General features: G+C 43.7%; 14 protein-coding genes. 12 read left to right on the forward strand and 2 right to left on the reverse strand.

The window, feature by feature from the left end:
* The first annotated feature begins 70 nt into the window (after positions 1-70).
* The 12 genes from ACY3FQ_RS02520 to ACY3FQ_RS02575 all read left to right on the forward strand — a co-directional run bounded on the left by ACY3FQ_RS02520 (position 71) and on the right by ACY3FQ_RS02575 (position 11,026).
* Entirely contained in the window at positions 71-622 is a 552-nt protein-coding gene (locus ACY3FQ_RS02520; RefSeq protein WP_279690376.1) for a phosphatase PAP2 family protein, read from the forward strand.
* A 90-nt stretch (positions 623-712) separates the two neighbouring features.
* Positions 713-913, forward strand: coding sequence for a Fe-S cluster assembly protein IscX (gene iscX / locus ACY3FQ_RS02525; protein WP_004697668.1), 201 nt, complete (start codon positions 713-715; stop codon positions 911-913).
* Between the two features lie 110 nt (positions 914-1,023).
* On the forward strand, positions 1,024-1,455 hold the full coding sequence (gene ndk, locus ACY3FQ_RS02530; RefSeq protein ID WP_004983508.1) for a nucleoside-diphosphate kinase: 432 nt from the start codon (positions 1,024-1,026) through the stop codon (positions 1,453-1,455).
* A 122-nt stretch (positions 1,456-1,577) separates the two neighbouring features.
* Entirely contained in the window at positions 1,578-2,813 is a 1,236-nt protein-coding gene (gene rlmN, locus ACY3FQ_RS02535; RefSeq protein ID WP_279690373.1) for a dual-specificity RNA methyltransferase RlmN, read from the forward strand.
* Positions 2,814-2,829: 16 nt separating this feature from the next.
* Positions 2,830-3,630, forward strand: a complete 801-nt coding sequence (gene pilW, locus ACY3FQ_RS02540) for a type IV pilus biogenesis/stability protein PilW (protein ID WP_004697674.1) — start codon at positions 2,830-2,832, stop codon at positions 3,628-3,630.
* Positions 3,621-4,397, forward strand: a complete 777-nt coding sequence (locus ACY3FQ_RS02545) for a helix-turn-helix domain-containing protein (protein WP_010327531.1) — start codon at positions 3,621-3,623, stop codon at positions 4,395-4,397. The genes pilW and ACY3FQ_RS02545 overlap by 10 nt, the downstream gene beginning before the upstream one ends.
* An 18-nt stretch (positions 4,398-4,415) precedes the next feature.
* Positions 4,416-5,531 (forward strand): flavodoxin-dependent (E)-4-hydroxy-3-methylbut-2-enyl-diphosphate synthase, encoded by a 1,116-nt coding sequence (gene ispG, locus ACY3FQ_RS02550; protein ID WP_004697677.1) that lies wholly within the window; start codon positions 4,416-4,418, stop codon positions 5,529-5,531.
* Complete coding sequence (gene hisS / locus ACY3FQ_RS02555; protein ID WP_004983518.1) at positions 5,528-6,823, forward strand: histidine--tRNA ligase; 1,296 nt, start codon at positions 5,528-5,530, stop codon at positions 6,821-6,823. Before ispG ends, hisS begins: the two co-directional genes overlap by 4 nt.
* 27 nt (positions 6,824-6,850) lie before the next feature.
* Positions 6,851-7,549 carry a YfgM family protein gene (locus tag ACY3FQ_RS02560; RefSeq protein ID WP_184118597.1) on the forward strand — a complete coding sequence of 233 codons (699 nt, stop codon included), beginning with the start codon at positions 6,851-6,853 and terminating at the stop codon, positions 7,547-7,549.
* A complete protein-coding gene (bamB, locus tag ACY3FQ_RS02565; RefSeq protein ID WP_078388498.1) occupies positions 7,546-8,691 on the forward strand; it encodes an outer membrane protein assembly factor BamB in 1,146 nt (381 codons plus the stop codon). The genes ACY3FQ_RS02560 and bamB overlap by 4 nt, the downstream gene beginning before the upstream one ends.
* Before the next feature lie 169 nt (positions 8,692-8,860).
* A complete protein-coding gene (gene der / locus ACY3FQ_RS02570) occupies positions 8,861-10,270 on the forward strand; it encodes a ribosome biogenesis GTPase Der (RefSeq protein WP_010327527.1) in 1,410 nt (469 codons plus the stop codon).
* A gap of 90 nt (positions 10,271-10,360) precedes the next feature.
* A complete protein-coding gene (locus ACY3FQ_RS02575; protein ID WP_489773582.1) occupies positions 10,361-11,026 on the forward strand; it encodes a 4'-phosphopantetheinyl transferase family protein in 666 nt (221 codons plus the stop codon).
* A gap of 48 nt (positions 11,027-11,074) precedes the next feature.
* Here ACY3FQ_RS02575 and secF read toward each other — a convergent pair whose 3' ends face one another.
* Entirely contained in the window at positions 11,075-12,049 is a 975-nt protein-coding gene (gene secF / locus ACY3FQ_RS02580; RefSeq protein ID WP_201952499.1) for a protein translocase subunit SecF, read from the reverse strand.
* 8 nt (positions 12,050-12,057) lie between these two features.
* Positions 12,058-13,959 (reverse strand): protein translocase subunit SecD, encoded by a 1,902-nt coding sequence (secD, locus tag ACY3FQ_RS02585; RefSeq protein WP_178928277.1) that lies wholly within the window; start codon positions 13,957-13,959, stop codon positions 12,058-12,060.
* Between the last annotated feature and the right edge of the window lie 2 nt (positions 13,960-13,961).

Below are 13,961 nucleotides of genomic sequence, written 5' to 3' on the forward strand. Positions count from 1 at the left end.
ATGAATTAAATCGTCATATAACAATGATTTTCCAGCTGAACTTTCAACATTGTTGTTAAGGAGAAGTGGTATGAATCTTAAAACTGCAAAAATAAGAATATTAGATTTAGATTTAAAAGGTTGTGTCTATCTCAATCATTTTTCCCATTCTCATGCTGTAGCCAATTTTTTTAAGCGGATCAGTCGATTGGGGGATGGCATCTTTTGGTACACGATGTTGGCTTTAACTTGGTTGTTGCAAGGATTGGTCTACAGTTTACAAATCGTGTATTTGATTCTTGGTTCATTGTGTGGGACTTTAATTTATAAAGTTTTAAAAATCAAAACTATTCGCCCAAGACCCTATCAAGTACATCAGGTGATTCGAATGGGTGAGCGACCGCTTGACCATTTTAGTTTTCCTTCAGGTCATACTCTACATGCAGTGATGGTCAGTACGTTATTGGGCTTTGTACAGCCAATTTTATTGGTGCTCATGTTGCCTTTTACTGTTTTGGTTGCCGCGTCACGCATGATTTTAGGGCTACATTATCCAAGTGATGTGTTGGTCGGAGCGGCTATAGGTGCGGTTGTAGCCGTCGCTTTAATTTGTAGTGCACCATTTTTAAATATCGTGTTGTAAAAAAGCCCAATTTTATCCCAAACAAACTAGCGCTTAAATTTCAGAGTTTGCTACAGTACAGCATCTTCTACATTGTGATGAGACTCCACCATGGGCTTACGTTGGTCAGACACTATTGATATTGCTATTGAGTTGTATGAAGCTCATCCAGATGTCGATCCGCAGTGGATTCGCTTTACAGACTTACATGCTTGGGTGTGTGCCTTACCAGACTTTAGTGATGATCCGACCAAGTCGACTGAAGGTTTGCTTGAAGCAATTCAAATGGCATGGATTGACGAAGCACGATAATCCTTGCATCGAAAAAAGCAACTTTTTACAGAGTAAAAGCAGAAAATTGTGCATTATGTCGGTATAATGCGCCAAAATTTTCATGTCTACATTGACTTAAGGAGCCAATCATGGCTATTGAACGTACTTTATCTATCGTAAAACCAGACGCAGTTGCTAAAAACCACATCGGTGACATCTTTGCTCGTTTTGAAAAAGCTGGTCTTCAAATCGTTGCAACTAAAATGAAACACTTGACTCAAACTGAAGCTGAAGGTTTCTACGCAGAGCACAAAGAACGTGGTTTCTTTGCTGACCTAGTTGCGTTCATGACTTCTGGTCCAGTTGTTGTTTCAGTTCTTGAAGGTGAAAACGCAGTTCTTGCTCACCGCGAAATTCTTGGCGCAACTAACCCTAAAGAAGCTGCTCCAGGCACTATCCGCGCTGACTTCGCTGTAAGCATCGACGAAAATGCTGCTCACGGTTCTGACTCTGTAGCATCTGCTGATCGTGAAGTTAACTACTTCTTCGCTCAAACTGAGATTGCTCCACGTACTCGTTAATTCGAAGTATTCAAACCAGATAAGTGTTATTATACTTATCTGGTTTTTTTATTCCCTGAATAAATTTCTGCTCGTTTATTGAGCTTCTCCTTTCATCGTTAGACATGGTTTAGGTAATACACATGAGTACTGAAGTGGTCGCTGTCTCTACAGTTTCGGCTGAACAGCAACAATCTCCATCCGCTCCTGCACAGCAAAACTCTGTTGCGAAAGTGAACTTACTTGGCATGTCACGTCCGCAGCTTGAAAAATTCTTCGAAGATATGGGAGAAAAAAAGTTTCGTGCAGGACAGGTGATGAAATGGATTCACCAGTTTTTTGTGACTGATTTTGCTGAGATGACCAATATCTCAGGTAAATTGCGTGAAAAACTTGAAAAGCTCTGTGAAATTAAAGCGCCAGAAGTGGTGCATAAAAACTATTCTAAAGATGGTACGCGTAAGTGGGTCTTTCGTGTCGGTGAGGGCGAAGGTTCTTTGGTTGAAACCGTATTGATCCCTGCTGAGCATCGCAGTGGTTTGCGCCGTACTTTATGTATTTCATCTCAAGTGGGCTGTGCACTGGATTGTTCATTCTGTTCAACCGGTAAACAAGGCTTTCAGCGCGACTTAAACCCAGATGAAATTATTGGTCAGTTATGGGTCGCAAACTATTCTTATATGGAAGATGTGCCTGTAGCTGAGCGTGAGCGTTCGGTGACCAACGTCGTAATGATGGGGATGGGCGAGCCGCTACTCAACTATGATGCTGTATTGAGCTCAATGCGTATTATGCTAGACGATTTTGCTTATGGTATGTCTAAGCGTCGCGTGACTTTATCGACTTCAGGTGTGGTGCCGAAAATTGATCAATTGGCACAAGATATTGATGTTGCATTGGCAATCTCCCTACACGCACCAAATGACGAACTGCGAAATGAATTGGTTCCAATCAATAAAAAATATCCATTGGCACAATTGATTGCAGCATGTCAGCGTTATATCGCCAAAGACGGCAATGAAAGTGCGCGTAAGCATGTCACGATTGAATATGTGATGTTGGATGGGGTGAATGATCATCCTGAGCATGCACAGCAAATGATTAAACTGTTGAAGAATTTACCAAGTAAAATTAATTTAATTCCGTTTAATCCATTTCCACATGCGCCTTATGGTCGTTCAAGTCGCAACCGCATTATTTCTTTCCAAAAAACTTTGTCTGACGCCGGATTTGTGTGTACGATTCGTCAAACGCGTGGCGATGATATTGATGCTGCCTGCGGACAATTGGTCGGACAAGTGGCTGATCGAACACGTCGTTCTGAGCAGTGGAAAAAGAAAGTAGCAGAGAAAAACGAGATTCTACGTTCACAAGGATAATATAAGGGGATGCCAATTGAAAAAACCCGTTTCTAAACTTTACCTTGCGCTGACACTGGGTGTGTCAGTGTGGTACTTAGTGGGTTGCCAAACCGTGAATACGAAAGGTGATCCAAGTAAAGCAGTACAAGTTAGAACACAGTTGGCGGCTGAATATATTAAGTCGAATGATTACGATGCTGCGAAACGTACATTGGATCAGGCATTAGACATCGACTCTCGTGATGCATCTGCAAATATGATGATGGGGGTGTTGTTACAGCGTGAAGGCAGTCCACAAAATGTGGAAAAGGCAGAGCGTTATTTTAAGCATGCAATTGCGGCTGAGCCAAAAAATGCACAGGCTCGTAACAACTACGGTACGTATTTATATCAAATTGGGCGTTATAATGACGCGATTGATCAACTTCAAGTTGCAGGTTCAACTTTAGGGTATGATCAACGTTATCGAGCATTGGAAAATTTAGGTCGTGCGTATCTACAAGTAGGTCGAGTGGCAGAAGCAGAAGCAGCTTTTAAACAAGCCCTACAGGTAAACTCAGGTGCCTATCTTGCCATGATCGAAATGGCGGAAATTTCATATTTACGTCAGCAAAATGCTGAAGCTACGCAGTACTATGAACAGTTTGTGCGAGCAGTTGGCGAGAAAAACTTAGATGCACGTGCGCTTTGGATTGGGATCCGAATTGCGCGAGCAAATCATGACACGATGGGTTCGCAAGTACTGGTCAACCAGTTACGTGCATTGTATCCAGACAGTCAAGAATACAAACGTTATTTGCAATTACAGTACACTACTGAGGCCGTATGGAAGTAAATCCTAATTCACCACAATCGAATGGTTCTAGCAATGCTTTAGGAAATATCCAACGTCCGGGTGATTATCTTCGTCAAATTCGTATTACGCAAAAACGTGAATTAAGCGACGTTGCCAAAGAGTTGAATATCCCACTCAAGACTTTAACTGCGCTTGAGCAGGATGAATATACGGCGCTTCCAGAAGCAACTTTTATTAAGGGTTACTATCGTACTTATGCGAAGTTCCTAAAAGTGGATGCTACTACGATTATTCAGCGTTTTGATGATATCTATGCCAATGATACGGGGCTATTGCCAAATCATGCATTGAATAATTCACCGATTAAAATCATGGGTAAATTACCTGGCTCTAACCGTGACCGTAACCGTAAATGGTTGAAACGTGGACTGATTGCGATTGTTGTAATTGCGATTTTGGCAGCGTTGTTCGGCATGATTCAGAATTGGTCAGGCAGTACAGATGAGGCTACGACTCCGCAGACTGAATCTGATGTACAAATCATCAATATGAATGGGGCTGCTGCAACCACAGGGGATCAGTTGAAACTTGAGTTCAATCGTCCTACGTCTGTACATATTGTCGATTCAACTGGGAAAGTACTGGCAACAGGGCGTCAAGCCTCTACACTTGAGCTTGCTGGCGAGACACCTTTTCAAATTCGTATCGATGATGCTGCTGCTGTGTCACTCAGCTTAAATAATGAAAGTATTTCATTGTCACCATATACCGTCGGTGGAAAAGCAGATTTCCGCTTGTCACGTTAATGGGATCAAGGAAAAGCAATGATTGTAAATCCAATTAAACGCAAGCCTACTCGTAAGATTCGTGTAGGTTCAGTCTATGTCGGTGGCGATGCACCCATCAGCATTCAAAGTATGACCAATACTGAAACTTGTGATGTGGAAGCAACGCTAGCGCAAATTCAGCGCTGTGCAGATGTAGGTGCGGACATCATGCGTGTTTCTGTACCGACGATGGAAGCTGCAGAGGCTTTTGGTGAAATTCGTAAGCGTTCATCAGTGCCGTTGGTTGCAGATATTCATTTTGATTACAAGATTGCACTGCGTGTTGCGGACTTGGGGGCGGACTGTTTACGGATTAATCCCGGAAATATTGGCTCTGAAGCAAAAATTCGTGAAGTGGTGGCTGCAGCGCGTCATAACGATATTTCTATGCGTATTGGGGTGAATGCAGGTTCACTGGAAAAAGATATTCAAAAGAAATATGGTGAGCCAACTGGTCAGGCATTGCTTGAGTCGGCGATGCGCCATATTGATATTCTAGACCGTTTAGATTTCCACGAATTCAAAGTCTCAGTGAAAGCATCCAATGTGTTTTTAACCATGGATGCTTATCGCCTACTTTCACAGCAAATTGATAATCCGTTACATCTGGGTGTGACAGAAGCTGGGATTTACCGTACAGGTTCAGTGAAGTCTGCGATTGCATTGGGCGGTTTGTTGTTGGATGGCATTGGTGACACCATGCGTATTTCCTTGGCAGCGGAACCTGAAGAAGAGATTAAGATTGGTTTTGATATTTTAAAATCACTCAGTCTTCGCTCAAATGGCATTAACTTCATTGCTTGTCCAAGCTGTTCACGTCAAGAGTTTAACGTGATTTCAGTGATGCAAGCCTTAGAAGAGCGTTTAGAAGATATTCGTACCCCAATGGATGTGTCGGTGATTGGGTGTAAAGTGAATGGTCCGGGTGAAGCCAAAGAAGCCGATATTGGTGTAGTTGGTGCAAGTCCACGCTCACTGGTGTATCGTAATGGTGAAAAGAGCCATTTAATTGACACAAATCAGTTGGTTGACGAAATCGAAACGATGGTTCGTCAGCGTGTTTCAGAGCTTGAAGAAGCTAAATCTAAAGAGATCATCCGTAGTTCATCATGAGTTCAATTGTCGCAATCAAAGGTTTTAATGACATTCTTCCTACGCAAACACCAGCGTGGAGACGTCTTGAACAGCATCTCGCATCATTGATGGATGCGTATGGCTACCAGCAAATTCGTTTGCCTATTGTTGAACAAACCAATTTGTTCAAACGTTCAATTGGTGATGCAACGGATATCGTTGAAAAAGAAATGTACACCTTCTTGGACAAAGGTAATCCGCCTGAGTCTTTGACTTTGCGTCCTGAAGGAACAGCAGGCTGTGTACGTGCCATGCTGGAGCATAACTTGCTTCGCGGTGCGACGCCTCGTGTTTGGTATATCGGGCCGATGTTCCGTTATGAAAAGCCGCAAAAGGGTCGTTACCGTCAGTTCCACCAGTTCGGCGTGGAAACCTTTGGTGTTGCAACCCCAGATATGGATGCTGAGCTGATTTTGATGACGGCACGTCTGTGGAAACGCATGGGTGTGGCAGATAAAGTTCAACTTGAGTTGAATACTTTGGGTGAGTCTGATGAGCGTGCAGCTTATCGTGCGGCATTGGTGGAGTTCTTAGAATCACATAAAAATGATTTGGATGAAGATTCACAGCGTCGTTTAACCACCAACCCACTACGTATTCTTGACTCTAAAGATGCCAAAACTCAAGCCATTTTAGAAAATGCGCCGAAGTTGCATGACTTTATGGGAGAGGAGACACTACAGCACTTTGCCACTTTGCAGCAGTATTTAACCGATGCAGGTGTGAGCTTCGTGATTAACCAAAAACTGGTGCGTGGCTTAGATTATTACAATAAAACTGTATTTGAATGGACCACCACGCATTTGGGTTCACAAGGCACAGTCTGTGCGGGCGGTCGTTACGATGGCTTAGTGGGTCAGCTTAAAGGCAAGGCGGATCAGTCTGTACCTGCAGTTGGTTTTGCGATGGGCATGGAGCGTCTGTTGTTATTGCTTGAGCAAGTCGAAGACGCTACACCTATACGTGACTGCGAAATGTTTTTATTGGCAGATCCCGCTTCTCAAGGCAAAGCTTTGGTGCTTGCAGAACAAATTCGTAACCAGTTAGATGCTGCATCAAGCACGCTTCGTTTGAAAGTTGGTTCACATGGTTCAATGAAGTCGCAAATGAAAAAAGCGGATCAGTCTGGCGCACTGTTTGCCCTCATTTTGGGTGAGCGCGAGGTAGAAGCTGCGCAGTTTGCCGTAAAAGAGTTGGCAACAGCTGAACAAACTTTGGTTGCGGTGGATGACATCGTGCCATTTATGATTGAAAAATTTTCTTCAAAATAAGCCAAAATATAAGGAAAGGGTAGTCACATGAGCGCATTAAGTGATGATGAGCAACTTGATAGTTTAAAGTCTTTCACTAAGAAATATGGTTCAGCCATTATTAGTGGGATTTTAATTGCGCTGATTGCCTTTTTTGGATGGCAATACTGGCAGAAGAAAACTTTGGCCGAGAACCAAATGAACACGGCTAAAGTTCAGCAATTGATGGATGAAGCACGTGCAACGCAAGGTGATGCATTTACAGCCTTGTCTGCAACTGCGGACAAAATTGTGAAAGAAGCACCAGATTCGGCGCAGGCCATTCAAACGCAATTGTTGATGGCAAAATTGGCCTATGACAAAGCGGATTATGCAAGTGCTGAAAAAGCACTGAAGAAAGTTGAAAACTCGAAAGTGGATGACGACGGCTTAGTGCAAATTGTGAAATTGCGTTTAGCGTATTCGCAATTGGCACAAAAGAAATTTGATGATGCGATTAAAAATCTCGCATTGGTAAAAGATCCTGCTTTTAAAGCGACAGCCGATGAAGCTTTGGGTGATGTCTATGTGGCTAAAAACGACATCGAAAATGCAAAAAAAGCGTACCAAAGTGCATGGGATCAGTTGGTTGAACGTAAACAAGAACGCCAAATTTTACAAATTAAACTCGAAAGTGTTGGTATTTTAGTTGATGATCCTGAAATCGAACGTCCACTTATAGAAACAGCAGCGGAAGAAACTGAATGAATAGAAAATACAAAATTTCGTGCGCATTAACCGTATTAACTTTAGCACTTGCGGGTTGTGCAAGTAGCGGAAAAGTAGAAGAAGTTAAGCCGAATCCACTTCCAAAACTGACGCAGGCGAAAACCCTGACTCCTGTATTTTCTCAAAGTGTGTCTTCAACTTCGACTGCTGATCCTTTACGTTTACGCTTAGATGCAGACAACGGTGTAGTTTTTGCACTTGACCCTAAAGGTCTAGTGACGGCATATCAAGGTAAACAAAAACTATGGCAGAAAGAAGTATCTAAAGCTGGTTTGAGTTCAGGCGTTGAAGCTGCCGATGGTCATGTCATTGTAGGTAACGCCAAAGGTCAATTGTTTGCTTTAGATCAGGCAACTGGCGAGCAAAAATGGACAGCACAATTAACAGGTGCACTTCTTGCGCCATCGTTGATTCAAGCGGGTCGTGTCATTTCTGTCAGTAATGATGGCACTGTTTTTGCGCATGATTTGGCAACAGGTCAGCAAGTGTGGACTTATAACTTACCAAATGTACAACTTAGCTTACGTGGTAATGCAGCGCCTGTTCCTGTTGATGCGCGTACAGTGCTGATTTCTTCAGCTAATGCCTATGTTTATGCTTTAGATGTGCTTACAGGTGTACCACGTATGCAGCGCCGTGTAGCTGTGTCGGATGGTCGTTCGGATATTCAACGTTTGAATGATGTTGATGGTGATCCTGTAGTGGCAGGTCAGTACTTGATTACGACCAGCTATCAAGGTCAAGTGACCATGACAGATTTGGCTTCACAGCAGGTAGTGTGGAGTGAAGACTCAAGCAGTACGCAGCGCCCTGAAGTGGTGGGTAATGGTGTATTTGTGGCGCAAACTGACGGCAAGTTAGTGGCTTATGAAATTAGCACGGGTCAAAAGCTTTGGGAAAATGACAGCCTGCTGAACCGCCAATTGAGTAATCCTGTGATGTTAGGCCAAGACTTGATTGTCGGTGATCTAGATGGCGTATTGCACATGCTGAACCCTGCGACAGGTGAACTGATCGGTCGTGCGAAGACGTCTGGTGAAGTTCGTACTTTACGCGTGATTGATGATCAACTCTATGTTGCAACACGAAAGGGTGCATTAAGCATTTGGCAGAATCGTTAATTCTGTTCGACTTATGTTAAACTAGTCGAAATTCGTATTTTTTTAAATTCCTCGGGGTGTTTGCTTAGTCAAAACCCCGAGTTTTTATTCAGGTTTTTCACCTAATTTTTCTTCCAGTTTCTGATGTTCAGACCAGTCTCACTGGCTGATCTTGAATAAAGGTTAATCTATGAAACCCGTAATTGCGCTCATTGGTCGTCCGAACGTCGGAAAATCAACGCTATTTAACCAGATCACCAAAAGCCGAGACGCGCTTGTTGCTGACTTTGCCGGTCTGACTCGTGACCGTAAATATGGTGATGCTGTATTTCAAAATAAGTCTTTCATTGTGGTTGATACTGGTGGTATTGGCGAAAATGAAGGCGGTATCGACTCTTACATGGCAGAACAGTCTAAAACTGCCATCAATGAAGCCGATATTATTGTATTTGTCGTCGATGCACGCGCAGGCCTACTCGCATCGGATGAGCAAATTGCGCGTGAGCTGCGTACACTCGGTAAGAAAGTTTACCTTGTGGCGAACAAAGTTGATGGTGTACATGCCGAAGCTGCACTTGTTGAATTCTACAAGTTGGGTATGGGCGAACCCATGCAAGTGGCTGCGAGCCATGGTCGCGGTGTACAGCAAATGCTTGAAGATGTGCTTTCAAGTGTGCCTGAAGATGAAGATGCAGATGAGCACGACAAGAACACAGGCTTACGTTTAGCGATTATTGGTCGTCCAAACGTCGGTAAATCGACGCTAGTGAACCGTTTGTTGGGTGAAGAGCGTGTAGTTGCATTTGACCAACCGGGGACAACCCGCGACTCGATCTATATCCCGTATGAACGTGATGGCCGTCATTACACCTTAATCGATACTGCAGGTGTGCGTCGTAAAGGTAAAGTCGATGAAATGATTGAGAAGTTCTCAATTGTGAAAACGCTACAGGCCATTAAAGATGCCCATGTCATTGTGGTTGTTCTTGATGCACGTGAAGGTGTGGTTGAGCAAGATCTACATTTGATTGGTTACGCGCTTGAAGCGGGCCGTGCGATGGTGATCGCGATTAACAAATGGGACAATATGTCTGAGTATGATCGCAAACAATGTAAGTTGGATGTTGATCGTCGCTTTGACTTTATTCCTTGGGCGAAAGTGCATTTGATTTCTGCATTGCATGGTACGGGTGTGGGGGATCTATATCCATCGATTCACCGTGCTTATGATTCGTCACATTTGAAAGTTTCACCTGCAAAAATCACACAAATTTTAAGTGATGCTACGGATGCGCACCAACCGCCAATGGTCGGTGGTCGCCGTATTAAAATGCGTTATGCCCATATGGGTGGACAAAATCCACCTACGATTGTGGTGCATGGTAACAAAGTTGATAAAACGCCTGCGGATTATCGTCGTTATTTAGAAAACGTATTCCGTAAAGTGTACAAACTTGAAGGTACGCCAGTACGTATTGAGTTTAAAACCTCTGAAAACCCATTTGAAGGACGTAAATCACAGGTGGATGAACGTACAGCAGCGCGTAAGCGTCGTTATGTTCAGAAATTTAAGAAAGCTGAGAAGAAATTCAAACGCTAATCAGGCATTAAGGTTTTGATGCTGAAAAGCCCAAAGTGATCTTTGGGCTTTTTTATTTTATGATGAATGAAACTATGATAGGAAGGCAAAGTGGCAAGGACAATACGTGTTGAGCTGAAAAAGATTGAGGACATTGTGCTGGTGGATCACAACCTGTCACGTGTTGAGCAAATTGCACAGCGAAAACAAGCCATTTATCAATATCGCAATCAATGCTTATCCGAACAACGGCAGATGATTGTGGATGATCACTCCATTGCGTTGAGTGAGACAGGTAAACCTTATTTGCTTGATCAGCCTTCCTTTCATTTTAATCATAGTCACAGCCAAGATTACTATGCTTTAGCTACCAGTGAGTGGATGCAAGATTTAGGCGTGGACGTGGAAGAATTAAGCCGAAAAGTACGCTTTGAGGCTTTGGCTAAACATGCTTTTCACGTAGAGGAACTTCGCGTGTGGCACGAGTTTGATCAGGACAAAGCATACTGGTTTAAGGTCTGGACCACCAAAGAAGCGGTGCTTAAAGCCTCGGGTTTAGGCATTCGTTTAAACTTAAATGAACTGAACACTCAAGCACATCCAACGCATAATGGCGGCATGTGTAGTCATCCTCTGATTGGGAGTTTTGCCTATCAAAATTTTGAGTTGGGAGATGTGATGTTGACCGTGGCTTGGCGGGCAGAACAGTCCTGCCGTGGCTATGCGTTGCTGCGTTGCCTCAGATTGAGCTGGTACAACACCTTCTCACCGACATAAAAAAGCCTCTCGATTGAGAGGCTTTCTTTTTCACACTATGGTGTGCATTTATGGAATTTCATTTTCTTCTTCAAACTCAGGCTTCACTTGAACAATGAAGTCTTGACGGTTTAAGCCACGCCATAAAGCAAAAGCTGTACCGATGTAGATTGAAGAGTAGGTACCCACAAAGACGCCCACAAACATTGCAACGGAGAACCATTTAAGGCCATCACCACCGAGGATCATCATCGAGATCACCACCAACAATAAAGTCATTGAGGTGTGAATGGTACGACGTAGGGTCTCAGTTAAAGCGATGTTGACGATCTCTAAAGGCGAAGCGCCACGAATCTTACGGAAGTTTTCACGAATACGATCCGAAACGACAATGTTGTCATTCAATGAGAAACCAATCAGAGCCAGAATTGCAGCCAATACAGTTAAGTCAAATGGCCACTGCATCATGGCAAAAATACCGATGGTAACCACCACGTCATGGAACAAAGACAGTACAGCACCCATCGCCAGTTTGAATTCAAAGCGAATCGTTACGTAGACCAACATCAGCAGTAACGCTAAAGCCACAGCACCCGCTGAGCGAATGTAGAGTTCATTCCCGACTTGTCCACCCACCACATCAACTTTGTTAACTGAAGCAGAGTTACCCGGTAGCTGTACAGCTTGGGTAATGCTTTTGGTTAAGTCTTCTGCGGCTGTGTCTTCTTGTACAGGCATACGCACAATCAAATCACGATCTGAACCAATGGTTTGTACCACAGGGTCATGAAAGCCAGCTTTGGTCAGTGCAGCAGAGACATCGGCCGACTTCACGGGTTTGCTATAGTTCAATTCGGCAGAAATACCACCAGTAAAGTCCAAACCTAAGTTAAGACCCTTGGTGAAAATAAAGAATAGGCTGCCAATGGTTAAGACAATAGAAAGAATGGCTGCAGGCAGCGCAATCTTCATAAAATCAATTACACGTTCATCATCTGGACGGCCGTATTTTTTTGAATCTTGTTGAGTCACATTAGTCATCATCGATCTCCTTATATGCTCAACTTTTTCAAGTTACGTTTTTTGCCATAAATGAGCTGTACAATCGCACGTGTTACTGTAATAGCAGTAAACATAGAGCAGATAATACCGATCATTAAGGTCACAGCGAAGCCTTTAATTGGGCCTGTACCGATAGCAAATAGGATAAACGCAACCAAGAATGTGGTTAAGTTTGAGTCGAAAATGGTGTTATAAGCACGGTCATAACCCGCCACAATGGCTTGTTTGGGTGATGCTCCCCACTTCATTTCTTCACGTATTCGCTCACAGATCAAGACGTTGGCATCGACCGCCATACCAATGGTAATCACGATACCCGCAATACCCGGCAGGGTGAGGGAAGCACCAATCCATGACATGACGGTTAGAATCATGGCTAAGTTGAAGACCAAGGCAAAGTTAGCAATTAAGCCAAAGAGACGGAAGAAGACTACCATCCAGATTGCGACTAGTAAGAAGCCGATTTGAGTTGATAGCACACCTTTATCAATGTTTTCTTGACCGAGGCTTGGACCCACTACACGTTCTTCAACAAAGTACATTGGCGCAGCAAGTGCACCAGCACGTAGCATTAGTGCAAGTTCAGACGCTTCTTGAGGTGAATCTAGACCCGTGATACGGAATTGAGAGCCGAGGACTGCTTGAATGGTTGCAGCGTTAATCACGACAGACTCTGCATAGGGTGTACGGACTTCAGTTTGCGCACCAGTGGTAGGATCGGTGATATAGCTAATACGTTGTTTATTTTCAATGAACAACACAGCCATACGCTTACCCACCGCATTCCGGGTTGCATCGGCCATCAGTTTGCCACCTGCTGTGTCTAATGTAATGTTTACCTCAGCACCGCCAGTGTCTTGGCTAAAGCCACTTGATGCGTTTTGAACACGTTCACCCGTTAAAATACGGTTACGGTTTAAAAGTAATTCACGTCCGCTGTCTAAAGACTGATAGGCAAAAAGTTCGGTTCCTGGTGGAAGCGGTTGACCATTGCTCTTGCCCGTATAAGGGTCAATCACTTGGTCATTTTGGTCAGAGACCAAACGGAACTCTAGGTTTGCTGTACGACCCAAGACACGTTTTGCTTCAGCAGTGTCCTGAACACCTGGGAGCTCAACCACGATGCGGTTACTACCTTGTGTTTGTACCAAGGCTTCTGCCACACCTAACTCGTTAATACGGTTACGTAAAGTGGTTAAGTTTTGGTTCACGGCATAAGATTGAATTTCTTGGCGGCGAACATCGGTATAGGTTAAGCGTAAGGTTGAACCTGTCGCAGTTGCGACCGCTTGCTGATTAAACTCATTACCATTGCTACGTAAGTAGTCTTGAGCCGCAGTACGATCATCATTGTTGGCGAACTGAACGGTAATGGTGTTGTTGTTTAATGCAAGGCTGTTAAATTTAATTTTGTTGTCACGGAACTGACGACGTAAATCAGTCGCAGAGGTTTCCATGCGCTGAGCAATCGCTTTATCCATATCCACTTCTAATAAGAAGTGAACACCACCACGTAAGTCCAGACCGAGCTTCATTGGTTTTGCACCAATTTTTTGTAGCCACTCTGGCGTGGTTGGCGCCAAGTTCAACGCGACAACATAGTCATCACCAAGGCCACGACGTAACGCTTCTTTGGCTTTTAATTGTGCTTCGCTAGAGTCAAGACGTAACAGTGCAGCATTATTGCTAAAACTGTTGTCATGGCTTGAGATACTTTCAGATTTTAAAATCTGCTCTGCTTTTTGTACGATGCTTTGGTCAATTTGGGTACCAGCTTTGGCACCAGAAATTTGAACCGCAGGCTCATCCGGATACAAACTAGGCAGGGCATATAATGTACTGATCGTCAAAACCACGAGAATCAGTAGATATTTCCATGCTGGGTAACGCATTT

Source organism: Acinetobacter sp. AB03, from assembly GCF_058107045.1.

Bases quoted from the DNA above. Each gene is read 5' to 3' on its own strand.
- iscX (WP_004697668.1), top strand. From the start codon at position 713: ATGGGCTTACGTTGGTCAGACACTATTGATATTGCTATTGAGTTGTAT.
- ACY3FQ_RS02520 (WP_279690376.1), top strand. From the start codon at position 71: ATGAATCTTAAAACTGCAAAAATAAGAATATTAGATTTAGATTTAAAA.
- bamB (WP_078388498.1), top strand. From the start codon at position 7,546: ATGAATAGAAAATACAAAATTTCGTGCGCATTAACCGTATTAACTTTA.
- der (WP_010327527.1), top strand. From the start codon at position 8,861: ATGAAACCCGTAATTGCGCTCATTGGTCGTCCGAACGTCGGAAAATCA.
- ACY3FQ_RS02545 (WP_010327531.1), top strand. From the start codon at position 3,621: ATGGAAGTAAATCCTAATTCACCACAATCGAATGGTTCTAGCAATGCT.
- secF (WP_201952499.1), bottom strand. From the start codon at position 12,049: ATGATGACTAATGTGACTCAACAAGATTCAAAAAAATACGGCCGTCCA.
- hisS (WP_004983518.1), top strand. From the start codon at position 5,528: ATGAGTTCAATTGTCGCAATCAAAGGTTTTAATGACATTCTTCCTACG.
- ACY3FQ_RS02560 (WP_184118597.1), top strand. From the start codon at position 6,851: ATGAGCGCATTAAGTGATGATGAGCAACTTGATAGTTTAAAGTCTTTC.
- ispG (WP_004697677.1), top strand. From the start codon at position 4,416: ATGATTGTAAATCCAATTAAACGCAAGCCTACTCGTAAGATTCGTGTA.
- rlmN (WP_279690373.1), top strand. From the start codon at position 1,578: ATGAGTACTGAAGTGGTCGCTGTCTCTACAGTTTCGGCTGAACAGCAA.
- ndk (WP_004983508.1), top strand. From the start codon at position 1,024: ATGGCTATTGAACGTACTTTATCTATCGTAAAACCAGACGCAGTTGCT.
- secD (WP_178928277.1), bottom strand. From the start codon at position 13,959: ATGCGTTACCCAGCATGGAAATATCTACTGATTCTCGTGGTTTTGACG.